14 protein-coding genes and 1 tRNA gene are annotated in these 16,435 nt (G+C 65.8%); 9 read left to right on the top strand and 6 right to left on the bottom strand.

The window, feature by feature from the left end; all coding sequences use genetic code 11:
* The first annotated feature begins 8 nt into the window (after positions 1 to 8).
* The 5 genes from U858_RS0116145 (at position 9) to U858_RS0116165 (ending at position 7,227) form a co-directional block, all read left to right on the top strand.
* Positions 9 to 1,319: an MFS transporter gene (locus U858_RS0116145; protein ID WP_025138183.1), complete on the top strand. Its 1,311-nt coding sequence runs from the start codon at positions 9 to 11 to the stop codon at positions 1,317 to 1,319.
* Positions 1,320 to 1,434: 115 nt separating this feature from the next.
* Entirely contained in the window at positions 1,435 to 2,145 is a 711-nt protein-coding gene (locus tag U858_RS0116150) for an ABC transporter ATP-binding protein (RefSeq protein ID WP_025138184.1), read from the top strand.
* Positions 2,142 to 3,530 carry an ABC transporter permease subunit gene (locus U858_RS0116155; protein WP_025138185.1) on the top strand — a complete coding sequence of 463 codons (1,389 nt, stop codon included), beginning with the start codon at positions 2,142 to 2,144 and terminating at the stop codon, positions 3,528 to 3,530. The genes U858_RS0116150 and U858_RS0116155 overlap by 4 nt, the downstream gene beginning before the upstream one ends.
* A 10-nt stretch (positions 3,531 to 3,540) precedes the next feature.
* Entirely contained in the window at positions 3,541 to 5,001 is a 1,461-nt protein-coding gene (locus tag U858_RS0116160; RefSeq protein WP_025138186.1) for an ABC transporter permease subunit, read from the top strand.
* A 57-nt stretch (positions 5,002 to 5,058) separates the two neighbouring features.
* Complete coding sequence (locus U858_RS0116165) at positions 5,059 to 7,227, top strand: TonB-dependent siderophore receptor (RefSeq protein ID WP_025138187.1); 2,169 nt, start codon at positions 5,059 to 5,061, stop codon at positions 7,225 to 7,227.
* Positions 7,228 to 7,231: 4 nt separating this feature from the next.
* Here the strand turns inward: U858_RS0116165 and U858_RS0116170 are convergent, their stop codons facing one another.
* The 3 genes from U858_RS0116170 to U858_RS0116180 form a co-directional block, all read right to left on the bottom strand.
* Positions 7,232 to 8,428: an MFS transporter gene (locus U858_RS0116170; RefSeq protein ID WP_025138188.1), complete on the bottom strand. Its 1,197-nt coding sequence runs from the start codon at positions 8,426 to 8,428 to the stop codon at positions 7,232 to 7,234.
* Positions 8,429 to 8,620: 192 nt separating this feature from the next.
* The gene (locus U858_RS0116175) at positions 8,621 to 8,878 is read right to left on the bottom strand and encodes a helix-turn-helix domain-containing protein (RefSeq protein WP_025138189.1); all 258 of its coding nucleotides are present in this window, start codon (positions 8,876 to 8,878) and stop codon (positions 8,621 to 8,623) included.
* A gap of 118 nt (positions 8,879 to 8,996) precedes the next feature.
* The gene (locus tag U858_RS0116180) at positions 8,997 to 9,389 is read right to left on the bottom strand and encodes a 4-oxalocrotonate tautomerase family protein (RefSeq protein WP_025138190.1); all 393 of its coding nucleotides are present in this window, start codon (positions 9,387 to 9,389) and stop codon (positions 8,997 to 8,999) included.
* Positions 9,390 to 9,490: 101 nt separating this feature from the next.
* Here U858_RS0116180 and U858_RS0116185 point away from each other — a divergent pair, with 101 nt between their 5' ends.
* Entirely contained in the window at positions 9,491 to 10,369 is an 879-nt protein-coding gene (locus U858_RS0116185) for a LysR family transcriptional regulator (protein WP_025138191.1), read from the top strand.
* Between the two features lie 72 nt (positions 10,370 to 10,441).
* On the opposite strand, the gene htpG is transcribed toward U858_RS0116185, so the two are convergent.
* Together htpG and U858_RS0116195 are read right to left on the bottom strand one after the other, a co-directional pair.
* Positions 10,442 to 12,340: a molecular chaperone HtpG gene (gene htpG / locus U858_RS0116190; protein ID WP_025138192.1), complete on the bottom strand. Its 1,899-nt coding sequence runs from the start codon at positions 12,338 to 12,340 to the stop codon at positions 10,442 to 10,444.
* 120 nt (positions 12,341 to 12,460) lie between these two features.
* On the bottom strand, positions 12,461 to 13,858 hold the full coding sequence (locus tag U858_RS0116195; protein WP_025138193.1) for a DKNYY domain-containing protein: 1,398 nt from the start codon (positions 13,856 to 13,858) through the stop codon (positions 12,461 to 12,463).
* A gap of 168 nt (positions 13,859 to 14,026) precedes the next feature.
* On the opposite strand from U858_RS0116195, the gene U858_RS0116200 reads away from it, so the two are divergent.
* From U858_RS0116200 to U858_RS0116210, 3 genes are all read left to right on the top strand, one after another.
* On the top strand, positions 14,027 to 15,418 hold the full coding sequence (locus tag U858_RS0116200; RefSeq protein ID WP_025138194.1) for a nucleobase:cation symporter-2 family protein: 1,392 nt from the start codon (positions 14,027 to 14,029) through the stop codon (positions 15,416 to 15,418).
* Between the two features lie 110 nt (positions 15,419 to 15,528).
* Positions 15,529 to 15,613: transfer RNA gene (locus tag U858_RS0116205), tRNA-Leu, on the top strand.
* Between the two features lie 56 nt (positions 15,614 to 15,669).
* The gene (locus tag U858_RS0116210) at positions 15,670 to 15,933 is read left to right on the top strand and encodes a hypothetical protein (protein WP_025138195.1); all 264 of its coding nucleotides are present in this window, start codon (positions 15,670 to 15,672) and stop codon (positions 15,931 to 15,933) included.
* A 52-nt stretch (positions 15,934 to 15,985) separates the two neighbouring features.
* Here the strand turns inward: U858_RS0116210 and U858_RS0116215 are convergent, their stop codons facing one another.
* Positions 15,986 to 16,309, bottom strand: coding sequence for a YXWGXW repeat-containing protein (locus U858_RS0116215; protein ID WP_025138196.1), 324 nt, complete (start codon positions 16,307 to 16,309; stop codon positions 15,986 to 15,988).
* Positions 16,310 to 16,435 lie beyond the last annotated feature (126 nt).

Raw genomic sequence — 16,435 nt, forward strand, 5'->3', positions numbered from 1 at the left:
AGACCCCCTTGACCACTGCCACCCACCCGGGCCTGCAAAGCGCCCAGCGGCCCACGCGCAGCCGCTATCTCATCATGGTGATGCTGTTCATCACCGTCGTCATCAACTACCTGGACCGCAGCAACCTGTCCATCGCCGCCCCCGCCCTGAAGGACGAGTTCGGCCTGGACACGGTGCATGAAGGCCTGATCCTGTCGGCCTTCGGCTGGACCTACGCCGCCATGCAGATCCCCGGCGGCTGGCTGGTGGACCGCGTGTCGCCGCGCGTGCTGTACGCGGCCGCGCTGATCCTGTGGTCCGCGGCCACGTTCTTCATGGGCTTTGCGGGCAGCTTCGTGATCCTGTTCGTGCTGCGCCTGGCCGTGGGCGCGCTGGAAGCGCCGGCCTATCCGATCAACAACCGCGTCGTCACGACCTGGTTCCCGGAAAAGGAACGCGCCACCGCCATCGGCTTCTACACGTCCGGCCAGTTCGTCGGCCTGGCGTTCCTGACGCCCGTGCTGGCCTGGCTGCAGCACCACTACGGCTGGCACATGGTGTTTGTCAGCACCGGCCTCCTGGGCATCATCTGGGGCGTGCTGTGGTACCTGATCTACCGCGAACCGCGCCAGTTCAAGGGCGCCAACGCGGCCGAGATCGAACTCATCCAGAAAGGCGGCGGCGTGGTCGACCTGGACCGCAATGTGAAGGAGAAGAAGGCCCCGTTCAACTGGAACGACCTGGGCCTGGTGATGACCAAGCGCAAGCTGTGGGGCGTGTACCTGGGCCAGTTCTGCCTGACGTCCACGCTGTGGTTCTTCCTGACCTGGTTCCCCACCTACCTGGTGAAGTACCGCGGCATGGACTTCATCAAGTCGGGCTTCCTGGCGTCGGTGCCCTTCCTGGCGGCCTTCGTGGGCGTGCTGTGCTCGGGCGTGCTGTCCGACTTCCTGATCCGCCGCGGCGCCACCGTGGGCCTGGCGCGCAAGCTGCCCATCATCCTGGGCCTCCTGATTTCGACGTCGATGATCGGCGCCAACTTCACCGATTCCACGCCCTGGGTCATCTTCTTTCTGGCCGTCGCGTTCTTCGGCAACGGCCTGGCCTCGATCACGTGGTCACTGGTGTCGGCACTGGCGCCGGTGCGGCTGCTGGGCCTGACGGGCGGGGTGTTCAACTTCGTGGGCAACCTGTCATCGATCTGCACGCCGATCGTGATCGGCTTCCTGGTGTCCAAAGACAGCTTCGCGCCGGCCATCGTGTACGTGTCGTCGCTGGCCTTGCTGGGCGCGCTGTCGTACATCCTGCTGGTGGGCAAGGTGGAGCGGATCGACGCCTGATCGTTCCTCTTGCCACCCTCAAGGGCGCCTGCAAAGGCGCCCTTTTTCATGCGCGGACGATTCGTGGACGGCATTATTGTTATGATATAACATAACTAATTACGAAGGACACCCCGTGCTTGAAGCCATCGGCCTGACCAAACGCTACGGCGACCAGATCGCATTGCATCCGCTGGACCTGCGTATCGAGCCGGGTGAAATCTATTGCCTGCTGGGCGCCAACGGCGCCGGCAAGACCACCACCATCAACCTGTTCCTGAACTTCATCGCGCCCGACGGCGGCCAGGCCCTGATCAACGGCCTGGATGCGGCGCGCGAGCCGCTGGCCACCAAGCAGCACGTGGCCTACATCCCCGAGCAGGTGAACCTGTACGGCACGCTGACGGGCCTGGAAAACCTGCGCTATTTCGCCGCACTGGCGCTGGGCGAAGCCCCGCCGCGCGCCCGCCTGCTGGAACTGATGGCCGACGTGGGGCTGGAAGCGGCGGCGGCCGACAAGCGCGTGGCCGCGTATTCCAAGGGCATGCGGCAAAAGGTCTGGATCGCGGTGGCCATGGCCAAGAACGCGCGCGCCCTGCTGCTGGACGAGCCGACCTCCGGCCTGGACCCCTCGGCGGCGGCAGAATTCACGCGGCTCCTGCAACGCGCCAGCGAACGCGGCGTGGCCATCCTGAACACCACCCACGACCTGTTCCACGCCCGCCAGACCGCCACCCGGGTCGGCATCATGAAGCGCGGCCGGCTGGTCGACAGCCTGGACAGCCGGCAGATCAGCGACACCGACCTGCAAGCCCTGTACCTGGCCCACATGAAGGCCGACGCATGATCCTGCTCATCGCCTTCAAGGACCTGCGCGAACGGTTGCGCGACGGCCGCCTTTACTGGGCCGGCGGCATCGTGGCCGTGCTGCTCCTGACCGCGCTGGCGGTCGGCTACCTGCACCAGCAGGAAGCGCGCGCCGAGCAGGCCGCCGCCCAGAACGCCGACTACGGCGACTGGCTCAAGCAGGGCGCGCGCCATCCGCACGATGCCGCGCACCAGGGCATGCACGTCTTCAAGCCCGACACGGCCCTGGCGCTGCTGGACGCCGGCATCAACCCCTACATCGGCAGCACCGTGTGGCTGCAAGCGCACCGCCAGAGCGAAGTGAAATTCCGGCCGGCGCAGGATGCCACCGGCCTGCAACGCTTTGGCGACCTGTCGGCCGCGTGGATCCTGCAAGCGCTGGGGCCGCTATTGGTGATCGTATTGGGCTTCAACGCGTTTTCGGGCGAACGCGAACAGGGCATCCTGCGCCAGACGTTGAGCCTGGGTGTCGCGCCCTGGCGCCTGCTGTGGGGCAAGGCCTGCGCGCTGGGCATGAGCCTGGCGCTGCTGCTCGTGCCCGCAGCCATCGCCGCAGGCCTGGCCGTGTGGTTGGCCGGCGGACGCGCCGACGCGCTATGGCGCCTTGTCGCGCTGGGCGCCGGCTATGCGTTGTACCTGGCCACCTTCGTCTTCATCACGCTGGGCGTCTCGGCGGCCGCGCGGTCATCGCGCGTGGCCATTACGGTGCTGCTGGCGCTATGGATCGCCAACACCGTGGTCGCCCCGCGCGTCATGGCCGAGCTCTCGCGCGGCGTGCATCCCAGCCCCACCCGGCTGGAATTCAACCAGGCCTTGCAGGACGACCTGAAAGCCACGTCCGACCGCGTGTGGATGCAGGCTTTCGGCACCACCGAACGCTGGAGCCGCGACGTGCCGCTGAATCAATGGGGCCTGGCACTCAAGCTGGACGACCAGTCCAGCTACGCCGTCTACGACCGCCACTTCGGCGGCCTGTGGGACACCTGGGAAAGGCAGCAGGCCGTGCAGGAATCCGCCGGCTGGCTGATGCCGCTATTGGCCATCCGCGCATTCTCGGCCGCGATGGCCGGCACCGACTTCGCGCACCATCGCGACTTCACCGTGGCCGCCGAACGCCAGCGCCGCGTGATCCAGGACATCGTCAGCGCCGACCTCGTCGCGCACGCCGACACGCTGGACCACCAGCACTTTTCATATCAGGCCAGCCCGTCGCTGTGGGCCCGCGTGCCGCCCTTCCAGTACCAGCCGCCCGCGGCCGGCTGGGCGCTGCACGAAGCCCGCCTGAGCCTCTTGATGCTGGCCGCGGCGCTGCTGCTGAGCCTGGCCTTTGCCTGGCGCGCCGTAGCTCGCCAGACCGCCCTGTAGGAGACCCCTGGTGCACGCCCGACAATCCCGCCGCTACGCCCTGGTGCTGCGGCACGAACTGCGCCTGTTGACCCGCGAGCGCGCCCTGTGGCTGTGCGGACTGCTGTTCCTGCTGCTGGTGGCCTATGCCATCTTCAACGGCCTGTGGCAGACCTCGCTGCGCGACGAGGCCCAGGCCGCGCTGGTGCGCGCCGATGCGCAGGCCCGCGCCGGCCAGCTGGCGCAGCTGAACCGCATCATGGATGGCCGCGAAACGCCCACGCCATTCGGCAACCCGGCCAGCCCCGCCAACATGGGCGGCGGCCTGGGCGCGCACTACGCCGTCATGCCCAGCGTGGCCCTGGCGCCGGTGGCGTTGGGCCAGACCGATCTGTTTCCGTCGCAATTCAAGGTGACCTACCAAAGCAAGGTCAACTTCATCCACAACAACGACATCGAAAACCCCTGGCACCTGCTCAGCGGGCATTTCGACCTGGCATTCGTGGTGGTCTACCTGCTGCCGCTGCTGATCTTTGCGCTGAGCTACAACCTGCTGTCGGGCGAGAAAGAAGACGGTACCTTGCGGCTGCTGTTGTCCCAACCCCTGACGCTGCTGACGCTGATCGCCGGCAAGATCTCGCTGCGCGCCGCCGTGCTGCTGGGGGCCGCGGTGCTGTTGCCCATGGCGGCCCTGCTGCTGGTGCGCCCCCAGGCCCTGCACGCGGCCGGCACGACACTGTGGTGGGCGCTGCTGGTCGGCGCCTATGCGCTGTTCTGGTTTGCCGCCGTGGTGGCCGTCAATGCCTTCGGCAAATCGTCGGCAGCCAATGCCATGATCCTGATGGTGGGGTGGGTGCTGCTGGTGCTGGTGGCGCCGGTGCTGCTGAACCTGGCCGCCGCCTTCGCCAGCCCCGCGCCGTCACGCGCCGAACTGGCCACCCGCACCCGCGTCGCCACCGCACTGGCCATGCGCGACAACGCCGCGCTGCTGTCCACCGACTACCAGCACATGGACAAGCCCGACGTGCTGATCCCCCACGACGGCCGCCTGGAGATCACCGGCCGGCCCATGGGCCAGGCCCGCGTCGAGCGCCAGGTGGACGAGGCCATGCAGCCCGAGCTGGACCGCTTCGACGCCCAGCTGGCCCGCCAGCAGGCGCTGGTGGCGCGCTACAGCGTACTGTCGCCCGCGGCGGTGGCCTACGAGGGCATCACCGCCCTGGCCGGCACGGGCCAGCGCCGCCATGCCCATTTCATGAAACAGATCGACGCCTACCACCAGGCCTGGAAGGACTTTTTCCTGCCCCGCATCGAAGCCGGCCGCGCCATCGCGCCCGCAGACTTCGCGGCCATGCCGGTGTTTCGCTGGCAGGAAGAAGACCCCGGCATCGTACGCACCCAGGCCCTGCGAGCGCTGCTGCAGCTGCTGGCGCCCACGGTGCTGCTGCTGGCCCTGGCCAGCTGGCGCCTGCGCCGCTACCGGGTCGTCTAGCGCCGGCCACCGCCCAAGACACGCTGTACCCCCCTTCAAGCCCAACGGGAAAGAGTCATGAGGAAAGTCGTATCCACCGCCGCCTTCGCGGCGTGCGCCGCCGTGCCCGGCGTCCAGGCACAGGAACCCGAGCTGCCCGCCATCCGCGTGGAAGCCGCCAGCGAGGCCGACGGCCTGCGGCTGGATTCGCGCAGCAGCACCGCGTCGCGCCTGGGCCTGACCCTGCGCGAAACGCCCGCATCCGTCGAAATCCTGTCGCAGCAGACGCTGCGCGAGCGCGGCGCCAGCACGCTCAGCGATGCCCTGCGCGGCGCCACGGGCCTGGCCGGCGGCGGCCCGCCGTCCTCGCCCACCACGCTGTCTTCGCGCGGCTTCACCGACATCCTGTACCTGTACGACGGCCTGCGCATGTCCGGCGCCGGTTCGACCAACCGGGTCGAAGACACCTGGAACTACGAACGCATCGAAGTCCTGAAAGGCCCCGCGTCGGTCTTGCAGGGCGACAGCGCCATCGGCGGCATCGTCAACTTCCAGACCAAGCGCCCCGACCGCGACAACCCCAGCCGCGAAGCCATGTTCTCGTATGGCAGCTACGGCAGCACGCGCACCGGCATCGGCCTGGGAGACAACTTCGGCGAGACCGGCGCCTATCGCATCGACTACAGCCACAACGACTCGCGCGTCGGCACCATCGACCGCAACAGCAACAAACTGGACCACCTGACCACCGGCATCGCGTTCGACGTGGCGCCCGCCACCCGCCTGGACCTGTCGTTCGACTACTCGCGCGACACCGGCCACGCCTACTGGGGCACGCCGCTGGTGCCGCGCAGCGTCGCCCGCGATCCGACCGGCGTGGTCAGCACGCCCGACGGCCGCGTGCTGGACCGCAGCCTGGCCCGCAACAACTACAACGTGCTGGACGACCGCAACGAAGCCGAAGCCTACTGGCTCCGCGCCCGCGTGACCCACGCGCTGACGCCCGCCTGGACCCTGCACAACGAATTCGCGATGAACAAGGTCGACCGCCTGTGGAAGAACTCGGAATCCGCCACCTACAGCGCCCCCGGCTTCATCGACCGCGACCAGACCATCATCACGCACCACCAGCGTTACCTGATCGACCGCTTCGACGCCACCCACAGCGGCACGATTGCCGGGCTGTCGAATAAATTCGTGGTGGGCGGCGAGCTCAGCAAGACCAGCCTGGACAGCGAACGGCGCTTCTCCAACCGCAGCGCGTCCACCGCCGATGCACTGCGCGTGTCGCTGCGCAACCCTGCCGTCGGCTACTTCAACGACGACCCGGCGCTGATGAGCGGCCCCGGCAACCGCACCGACTTCACCACCGACGTGCGCGGCGCAGCGTTCTTTCTGGAAGACTCGCTCAAGCTGGCCGAGCCCTGGACGGTGGTGGCCGGCTACCGCTATGACCGCATCCGCGTCGATCGCAGCGTGACGGACCTGAACGTCGGCAGCCGCAACGAATTCGGCACCCGCTATTCCGCCAACTCGGCACGCCTGGGCACCGTCTTTGACCTGACGCCGTCGTCGTCGGTGTATGCCCAGTACACCAACGCCACCATTCCGGTGGGCTCGCTGTTCCTGCTATCGCAGGCCAACGCCTCGTATCCGCTGGCCAAGGGCGAACAATGGGAAGCCGGCTTCAAGCAGACGCTGGAAAACGTCGAATGGACCGCGGCGGTCTATCACATCAAGCTGGAAAACGTGTTGTCGCGCGACCAGAACGATGCGCGCCTGACGGTCAACAACGGCCGCCAATCGTCGCGCGGCGTGGAACTGTCGGCCGACTGGCGCGTCACGCCCCAGTTCACGCTGTCAGGCAACGTCGCGGTGCTGAACGCGCGCTTCGATTCCCTGACCGAGGCCGATGGCGCATCACGCGTGGGCAACACCCCGCCCAACGTGCCCGAGCGGGTCGCCAACCTGTACGCCAACTACCGGCTGGCAGACCTGCCGATGAACCTCTTCGTGGGCCTGAACCACACCGGCAAGATCTACACCGACAACGCCAACCAGATCCGCATCAACAGCCACACTACGGTCGATGCGGCGATCAGCTATCGCATCCGGCCCGCCCTCTTGACCTTCCGCGTGCGCAACCTGACGGACCGGCTGTATGCCTATTACGGCGGCCGGGCCACCAGCCAGGTGCTGCTGGCGCCGGGCCGCACGTATGAGCTGGGGGCTACGTTCGAGTTCTGACCGATCAGTAGCCTTGCACCGCCAGCCTGCGGCGCTGGTTGGCGGCGCGCTGCACCAGCACCAGGGCCAGGCCGGCCGTGGCGATGACCGCTCCGGCGATCGGCACGGCGGCATAGCCCAGGCCCGCCGAAATCACCGCGCCGCCCGCAGCCGCCCCCACCGCGTTACCCAGGTTGAAGGCGCCCACGTTCACCGACGAGGCCAGGCCCGGCGCATCCGTCGCGGCGCGCATCACGCCCATCTGCAACGGCGGCACCACCGCGAACGTCGCCACGCCGAAGATCAGCAGCGAAATCGCCGCGCCGACCGACGTCTGGCCGATCCACGGAAACGCCAGCAGGTCGATGATGACGATCACCAGGAACGTGATCAGCGTGCCGTCCAGCGAGCGGTCGGCCATGCGGCCGCCCAGGCCGTTGCCCAGCGTAAAACCCAGGCCGATCAGCACCAGCATCCCGGTAATGAAGGCGGGCGATGCGCCGGTGATGTCCGCCAGCGTCGGCGCAATATACGTGTACAGCGTGAACATGGCGCCCGCGCCCAGCACCGTGGTCAGCAGCGCCAGCAGCACGACGGGGCTCTTCAGCACGGCCAGCTCATGGCGCACATTGGGACGGCGGCCCGCTTCACCCGAAGGCAGCGCGAACCACAGGGACAGCATGGCCACCAGGCCCAGCACGGCGGTCGCGGCAAACGACATGCGCCAGCCGATCACCTGACCCAGCCACGTCGCGGCGGGTACGCCGCCCACGTTGGCAATCGTCAGCCCCATGAACATGGTCGCCACCGCACTCGCCTGTTTGTGGCGCGGCACCACGCTGGCCGCCACCAGCGAACCCAGGCCGAAGAACGCGCCGTGGTTCAGGCTGGTGACCAGCCGCGCGAGCAGCAGCGTCGTGTAATTGGGCGACAGCGCCGACAGGATGTTGCCGAGGGTGAAGATCGCCATCAGCAGGATCAGCGCCTTGCGCCGCGACCAGCGCGAAAACGCCAGCGTCATCAGCGGCGCGCCCACCATCACGCCGATGGCGTAGGCGCTGATCAACATGCCGGCGCTGGGAATCGACACCCCCACGCCGTCGGCAATCACGGGCAGCAGGCCCATGGGGGAAAATTCGGTCACGCCGATGCCGAAGGCGCCGACGGCCAGCGCCAGCAACGGCAAGCCGGCTTTCACCGGCGGGGATTCATGGGTAGACATGCGGGTTCCTTGGATGGATTGCGCCGACCGGACGGTTCAGGGGCGATCCAGCGGAGCCAGTCGGCACCTAGGGAAAACCCGATCGGAAGACAGGCGCCCAGTATGCCGGGGATACCCTTGCGGAAAAAGCGACTAAACGGGGAAACACTTTTGACCTGGAGTCATGAATGACGGGGCCCGCGCGTCGCTCGCCTATCGCCGCCCGACGCGCTTGGGCCGAATCACCACCTCCAGGGCCATCAGATCCAGCATGTCCAGCACCTTCTGCAATTGCAGGGTGGGCTTGCCCCGCTCCAGATCCACGACGAAGCGATTGCCAGTACCCGCCAAGCCCGCCAGGTCCGTCTGCAGCAAGCCCTGCTCGCGCCGCATGCTTCTCACCAGCTCGCCCAAATCGGCAGCAGTCCGGATAGTGGCAAGAACATCGCTGGATGGGGACTGCGTCGACATGGGCTGCTCCAAAATTACCGTTCGGTAATTTTATTGCCATTTGGGGGCAGAAACCCATGAAAAATTCCCGATCGGGAATATTCGCAACAGAACCTCCTCCGAAGGCGCGAACCACGGTTCACCCGTGCTGATACCGCCACTCCTGCGTCACGCCCCCATACCCATAGGCCGTTGGCCGGCAGTCCGCGACGTGGATGCTTGAATGCGGGTGCACGTTGCCCAATAAGCCGGCCAGCAGTTCATAGGCCGCCTTGTGATAGTCCGCCTTTTCACTGCGGGTATTGGTTTCGCCCGTGATCGTGACCTCAAGCTGGAACGAGTTCCTGCCCTCTTCGGCCAGCGACCGCCCTGCCACGAACCATTGATCGGCCGGCACGTACTGCACGATGACGCGGGTACGCGAGCGCTCTTTCTTCAGCACGTCGCAGGTGAGTTGGGTCAGTTGTTCCACCAACTGGCGGGTAAGCGCCTCGTTGGGGTGGCCAGACACGATGACATTGATACCAGGCATGTTTGCTCCTTGTTGAACCGTGAGCCGCCAGTGTCGGATGCCTCTTGTTCACGGAAAAGCGGGAAGTTATGCTGACATCTATCGGAAAAACAGGCAGATAGATGTCACGCCTTCTGGATCTGGAGCTTCTCAACACCCTCGTGGTGGTTGCCGATGCGGGCAGCCTGTCGGCCGCGGCGCCCCGGCTGTACCGGTCCCAATCGGCGATCAGCGACCAGGTGCGCAAGCTGGAACAGCTATGCGGCGTCTCGCTGCTGGTGCGCGCCAAGACGGGAACCCGCCTGACCCCGGCGGGCGAACGGCTGGTGGCGCATGCGCAAAAGCTGCTGTCGCTCAGCGACGCGGCCTGGCGCGACATGCAGGGCGCCCAATTGACGGGCGACCTGCGCCTGGCCATCACGGATTATTTCCGGCCGCACGCGTTGCCGATCATCATTCGGCACATCCGCGAACAGTTTCCGCAGTTGCGCCTGCATGTCGGCATTCGCAAGAGCGCCTGGATCGAGCAGGAGGCCAATGCCGCCAGTTTCGACATCGGCGTCTCGATGACGATTCTGCACAACGGCCATTCACCGAACGACGCCTCACCGGAACGCATCAAACTGCGCCGCGAACCCCTGCACTGGATCGCCGACAAGTCGTTCGCCCTGCCGCCCGCTGGCCAGACGCTGGGCCTGATCGTGTTGCCGGACACCTGCTCGCTGCAACGGTTTGCCGTGCACACCCTGGACGCGGCCGGCGTTGCCTACAACGTCGAACACACGGCGTCCGATATCGGCGGCCTGCATCTGGCGCTGGCAGCGGGATTGGGAATCGCCTGCCTGAATGCCTCCGCGGTTCCCTCTACCGCGATGGCGGTGGAAGATGACCCCCGGCTGCCCGCGCTGCCGGATGTCGAGTTCAGCCTGGCGCCGCCGCGCAGGCAGGAGCCGGCTTTCATTTCCGACGTCAGGGACATGCTCGCCGCGCATCTGCGCTGAACAAGCCCATGCCGTGCGCAGCAATAAAAAATGGCGCCCGGACTCGGGCGCCATTTCCGGGCAGGCTGCCGCTTACTTCAGCAGCAACGCATTCAACCGCTTCACGAACGCCGCCGGGTCAGCGATCTGGGCGCCTTCGGCCAAGAGCGCCTGGTCGAGCAGCAGGCGGGCCCACTGGTCGAACTCGCCGTCGTCGGCCGCACGGATGCGGGCCAGCAGGGGGTGTTCCGGGTTGATTTCCAGCACCGGCTTCACGTTGGGCGCTTCCTGGCCAGCCGCCTTGAGCATGCGCAGCAGGTGCGGGCTGAGTTCGTTCTGGCCCACCACCACGCACGCCGGCGAATCCACCAGACGCAGCGTCACGCGCACTTCCTTGACCTGGTCTTCCAGCGTCTTTTGCAGGCGCTCGACCAGCGGCTTGAAGTCTTCGGCGACTTCGGCCTGGTGCTTCTTTTCTTCTTCGTCGGCCAGTTCGGCCAGGTCCAGGCCGCCCTTGGCCACCGACACCAGCGACTTGCCGTCGAATTCGCGCAGGTACGACAGCATCCACTCGTCGACGCGGTCGGACAACAGCAGCACTTCGATGCCCTTCTTGCGGAAGATTTCCAGGTGCGGGCTGTTGCTGGCCGCGGCGAACGTGTCCGCCGTGACGTAGTAGATCTTGTCCTGGCCTTCCTTCATGCGCGCCACGTAGTCGGCAAACGACACGGTCTGCGCCTGGTCACCACTGTGGGTCGATGCAAAGCGCAGCAACTTGGCAATGCGTTCCAGGTTGGTATGGTCTTCGCCCGCGCCTTCTTTCAGCACCTGGCCGAATTCCGACCAGAACGTGGCGTAGTCTTCCGGCTTGTTCTCGGCCAGGTCTTCCAGCAGCGACAGGATGCGCTTGGCCGACCCTTCGCGAATGGCGCGCACGTCGCGGCTTTCCTGCAGGATTTCGCGCGACACGTTCAGTGGCAGATCCGCCGAATCGATCACCCCGCGCACAAAGCGCAGGTACGACGGCAGCAGCTGGTCGGCGTCGTCCATGATGAACACGCGCTTGACGTACAGCTTCACGCCGCGGCGGCCGTCGCGGTCCCACAGGTCCATCGGTGCGTGCTTGGGCACGTACAGCAGCTGGGTGTATTCGCTGCGGCCTTCGACGCGGTTGTGCGTCCAGGCCAGGGGATCGTCGTAGTCGTGCGAGACGGTCTTGTAGAACTCGCGGTACTGATCATCCGAAACATCCGACTTGCTGCGGGCCCACAGCGCATTGGCCTGGTTCACCGTTTCCAGTTCGTCTTTCTTGACCTGCTCGCCCTTCTCCGCGTCCCATTCTTCCTTGGCCATGCGGATCGGCAGCGAGATGTGGTCGGAATAGCGGCGCAGAATCTCGCGCAGCTTCCAGCCGTTGAGCAGTTCATCTTCGTCGGCGCGCAGGTGCAGCGTCACGTCGGTGCCGCGCGTGGCTTTTTCGGCGGCGGCAATCGTGAATTCGCCCTGGCCGTCGGATTCCCAGCGGATGGCGTCCGACGCACCGGCGCGGCGGCTGATCACCGTGACCTTGTCGGCCACGATGAACGACGAATAAAAGCCCACGCCGAACTGGCCGATCAATTGCGCGTCTTTCTGCTTGTCGCCGGTCAGTTGCGAGAAGAATTCACGGGTGCCGGAACGGGCGATGGTGCCCAGGTTGGCCACCGCCTCGTCGCGCGACAGGCCGATGCCGTTGTCGGAAATCGTGACCGTGCGCGCGTCCTTGTCGTAGCTGACCGTGATGGCCAGCTCGCTGTCGCCTTCGAGCAGCGCCGGCTGGTCGATGGCTTCGAAGCGCAGCTTATCGCAGGCGTCAGAGGCGTTCGACACCAGCTCGCGCAGGAAGATTTCCTTGTTGCTGTACAGCGAATGGATCATCAGGTGCAGCAGTTGCTTCACCTCGGCCTGGAATCCCAGGGTTTCGGACGGGGACGACGCGGCGTTTTGGCTCATAGTTCTACGTGAAGGTCTAAGAAATTAGGGACAAAAGAATCGGATAACCGGGGCAACAGCCCGCGCGGTATCCGGGAAACCCTACTGTGATGGGGGCCATCGGCAACATTTCAAGGCCGATCAGAAAATGCCCCAGGATTTGCGGTAGCGCGTCTTGGCTTCCAGTATTTCCTCGCCCTCGATCGCGGCCATTTTGCCGTCGCGGATCAGCTTGCGAATATCGTCCGCCCGAATCTGCAGGGTCTGCTGCGAACGCACCAGAAAATCGGCCGCGGCAGGGTCCAGGATGCGGTACATGGGGCTGAAGACCAGCTGGGTCGCACCCAGCTCGTCAAAATAATAAAGCGCGTCGCCATGGCGCCAGACCGAACCGAAGCGGTGATATACGTCGCCCACTTTCTGCCATGGGCCGCCCGGCGCTGGCGTCATCCGGTAGATCAGAGTCGACCGCGAAATCAGCCCGCCGCGGCTGCGGCCCTTGTACCAGGATTCCTTGCCCCGCAGAAACAGCACCTGGTTGCCATCCGTGAACACGTATGGCGACAGCGCGGTGAATGCCCCCGACGCAAACGGATCATCGCCGGCCCGTTCGACCTGCCGGGCCTGGCTGTTATAGAAATAGATGCCATCTTTGCCGGCGAACAAGGCCTGATTTACATGGCGGCCTTTATCGCTGAGCAAACGGTAAGGGGCATGCGCCGCATCGAAAGCCTGCGCGCCCACGTACATCATGCCGTCGCGCGGGTCGGACAGATACAGCTGCCGATCCAGGCCCTCCAGCTGAAACGAATACAGCCTGGGATCATCCGACAGTGGCAGCAAGGTCTCGCGGAAATACACGTGGCGGCCATCGGCAAAGAACTGGTCGCCCGGCCGCGATTCGCCGTCCTGGATCGCCGCGACTCGCCGCAACGCCTGCGGGTTGGCCTGCGGCATCTCCATGCCCTCGTAGAACACCCGCGCGCCGTCGGTGGCGAGTTCCCAGTCCAGCAACGGCCGATAGGGCTGCGCGCTGGCCGGCAAGGCCCGGAAGGGATACAGATAGGTTTGCGGCTTGGGGCCCCGATCCATCCTGTACAGAATCTTCTGCCAGACCTCGGGCAAGGCATCCAGCTCGTCATTCAACACGGAATAGAACGCGCAAAAATACGTCATCGACCCGTCGCTGAAATAGCTGTTGCCCAGATACCGAGTCGAAGCGGGTTGCAAGTCGGGCAAGACCCGATTGCCGCAATACACATGGCGGCGGTCCCGGCCCGCCTGCCTGCCATCGATAGACTTGGTATCGAACGCCTCGAAACTGGCCGTGTCTGCCTCGTCCATCCGGTAATAGCCATTGCTGGGCACCAGGGCATAGACGCCGCCCTGGTAACGCTTGTAGATACTGTTTCGATAGGACTCGCCGCGATCGACCGCCGAAAAATTGTCGCCGTCCATCACCATGATCAGCAACGCCAGCGGCAGGATGGCGATAATCAACACCAGAACAATCACGATCCATTTAGAGCGTGTGCGCATTTATTTTTGGCTTCAAGCCCCTCGGCGACGCCGCGTTATCGGCAGGGAATTCTAGCAAGCGGGTATCTCACGTATCGCCCCTCTCGGACCGCGCCGGGACGCATTGCCACCTTCCCCGCTAAAATCCCGCACTTTCTCCCATCCCCCCACCTTGCCGGCCCCTCCGCCATGCAGCTCGCCTCCCTGACCCAACCCGCCTCCCACGGCGCCGCCGACGACGCCGAGCCCAGCCACGACCTGGTCTATGGCCCCGACGACCGCCCCGCCGCCCCCGTCGCTTTCGTCGCCGCCTTGCAGCACCTTCTGGCCATCCTGGTGCCCATCGTCACCCCCGGCCTGCTCATCTGCCAGGCGCTGGGCGTCAGCAGCCGCGACACCACCCTGATCGTGTCCATGTCGCTGGTCATCTCCGGCATCGCCACGTTCGTCCAGTGCAAACGCTTCGGCCCCCTGGGCGCCGGCCTGCTCATCGTGCAGGGCACCAGCTTCAACTTCGTCGGCCCGCTGATCGCCGGCGGCTCGGTGATGGTCAAGCAAGGCACCCCGGTCGAAGCCGTCATGGCCGCGATCTTCGGCGTCGTCATCGCCGGGTCCTTCGTGGAAATGGGCATCAGCCGCATCCTGCCCTTCGTCAAACGCCTGATCACCCCGCTGGTCACCGGCATCGTCGTGCTGCTGATCGGCCTGACCCTCATCAAGGTCGGCCTCATCAGCATGGGCGGCGGTTTCGGCGCCATGGCCAGCGGCACCTTCGCCAGCGCCGAGAACCTGACGCTGTCCGGCCTGGTGCTGGGCACCATCATCCTGCTGAACCGCGTGCCGGTCGTCTGGATCCGCAGCACCGCCCTGGTCCTGGCCTTGGCCGTGGGCTACATCGCCGCCGCCTACATGGGCCGCCTGGACTTCACCGGCGCGCGCGAAGCCGCGCTGTTCCAGGTCCCCATGCCCCTGCACTTCGGCCTGGGCTTCTCGTGGGCCCTGTTCGTGCCCATGCTGATCATCTACCTGGTCACGTCCCTGGAAGCCATCGGCGACGTCACCGCCACCAGCAAGGTGTCCAAGCAGCCGGTCGAAGGCCCGCTGTGGATGCAGCGCATCAAGGGCGGCGTGCTGGTCAATGGCGCCAACTCGCTGCTGGCAGGGGTTTTCAACACCTTCCCCAGCTCGGTCTTCGCGCAGAACAACGGCGTCATCCAGCTGACCGGCATCGCCAGCCGCCACGTCGGCGTATGGATCGCCGGTATGCTGATCCTGCTGGGCCTGTTCCCGTCGGTGGCCGGCGTGCTGCAAGCCGTGCCCGAACCCGTCCTGGGCGGCGCCGCCATGGTCATGTTCGGCGCGGTGGCCGCATCGGGTATCAACATCCTGGCCGGCATCCACCTGGACCGCCGCGCCCTGCTGATCATTGCCGTGTCCCTGGCCCTGGGCCTGGGCGTGTCACAAGTGCCGGAAATCCTGTCGCACCTGCCGCATGCCGTCAAAAGCGTGCTGGAATCCGGCGTCGCCACCGGCGGCATCTGCGCGCTGGTGATGAACTGGTTCCTGCCTGAGAAGAAGTAAGCGGTGGCGGGCCGGCGCCTGACAATTTTTTCCAGACCGCATATAATCGCGGTCTTCGCTTCTCCCGCAGCCGTCCTCAAGTAACACCGGACGCGTTCGCGACCCCCTTTGCCCGGGTGGTGAAATTGGTAGACGCAGGGGACTCAAAATCCCCCGCCGCAAGGCGTGCCGGTTCGATTCCGGCCCCGGGCACCATCAAAATTCTTTCCACCATTGCCATACGGACGTATTCGGCAAGTGGAGTACCACTCATGAATGCAGCAAGCCCCGATTTGATAGAGGTGGCCCGTAGCTACGCGGAATTCCGTGCCATTGCTGGCGTAGGAGCGGTCCGCAGTGAGGCGGACTACAGCCGCACATTGGCAATGGTCGAGGCGATTCTGGACGAAACGCGCAACCAGCCAGCACGGGAAGATGCAACACATCCTCTGGCTGACTTGTTGGACCTGCTCTCGGCGAGCTTGCGCAGTTACGAAGCCGACCACTACCCGATCCCGGCACAGAAGTCGCACTAAGGCACGTCAAGGGCAGTCCTGCACCCCCACCTGCGGCGCAGGACTGCCTTCCTCAATGCCGCCCCCACCTACCCTCGTAATACACCCAGTGCCCATGCCGCTGGCGCCATTCCGGGCCGTGGTACACGTACCCGCGCCGCGCCGGTAGCCATACGCCGCCGACCCAGGCGTGGCGTCCGCCGACCCATTCCCAATGGCCGGGCGCCCAGACGTAACCCACGCGGGGAGGCGGCACGACCTCGACCCGGGGTGGCGGCGGCGCCACGTCGATGCTGATGGCCACGCCGGCCTGCGCGACGCCCGGCACGCTCAGCGCCCCCAAGGACAACATCACCGCGGCGCCCGCGGTCATCGCGGCTTTGATGAGGCTTTTCATAACGGTTTCTCCCTTGCAATCGCCGCGCTCGACGAGGCGAGCGCGGTGAGGCTAGTGTGCGCGGCGGGAATTATCGAAACGGTTACGCGGCGAGGGCTGCTGGTTTCAGGCGGTTTCGACGGCGGG

Source organism: Achromobacter sp. DH1f (assembly GCF_000633435.1).
GTDB lineage: Bacteria > Pseudomonadota > Gammaproteobacteria > Burkholderiales > Burkholderiaceae_B > Achromobacter > Achromobacter deleyi.

Coding starts and splice junctions, on each gene's coding strand:
- U858_RS0116155 (WP_025138185.1), top strand. CDS start 2,142: ATGATCCTGCTCATCGCCTTCAAGGACCTGCGCGAACGGTTGCGCGAC.
- U858_RS0116165 (WP_025138187.1), top strand. CDS start 5,059: ATGAGGAAAGTCGTATCCACCGCCGCCTTCGCGGCGTGCGCCGCCGTG.
- U858_RS0116170 (WP_025138188.1), bottom strand. CDS start 8,428: ATGTCTACCCATGAATCCCCGCCGGTGAAAGCCGGCTTGCCGTTGCTG.
- U858_RS0116175 (WP_025138189.1), bottom strand. CDS start 8,878: ATGTCGACGCAGTCCCCATCCAGCGATGTTCTTGCCACTATCCGGACT.
- U858_RS0116180 (WP_025138190.1), bottom strand. CDS start 9,389: ATGCCTGGTATCAATGTCATCGTGTCTGGCCACCCCAACGAGGCGCTT.
- U858_RS0116185 (WP_025138191.1), top strand. CDS start 9,491: ATGTCACGCCTTCTGGATCTGGAGCTTCTCAACACCCTCGTGGTGGTT.
- htpG (WP_025138192.1), bottom strand. CDS start 12,340: ATGAGCCAAAACGCCGCGTCGTCCCCGTCCGAAACCCTGGGATTCCAG.
- U858_RS0116195 (WP_025138193.1), bottom strand. CDS start 13,858: ATGCGCACACGCTCTAAATGGATCGTGATTGTTCTGGTGTTGATTATC.
- U858_RS0116200 (WP_025138194.1), top strand. CDS start 14,027: ATGCAGCTCGCCTCCCTGACCCAACCCGCCTCCCACGGCGCCGCCGAC.
- U858_RS0116210 (WP_025138195.1), top strand. CDS start 15,670: ATGAATGCAGCAAGCCCCGATTTGATAGAGGTGGCCCGTAGCTACGCG.
- U858_RS0116215 (WP_025138196.1), bottom strand. CDS start 16,309: ATGAAAAGCCTCATCAAAGCCGCGATGACCGCGGGCGCCGCGGTGATG.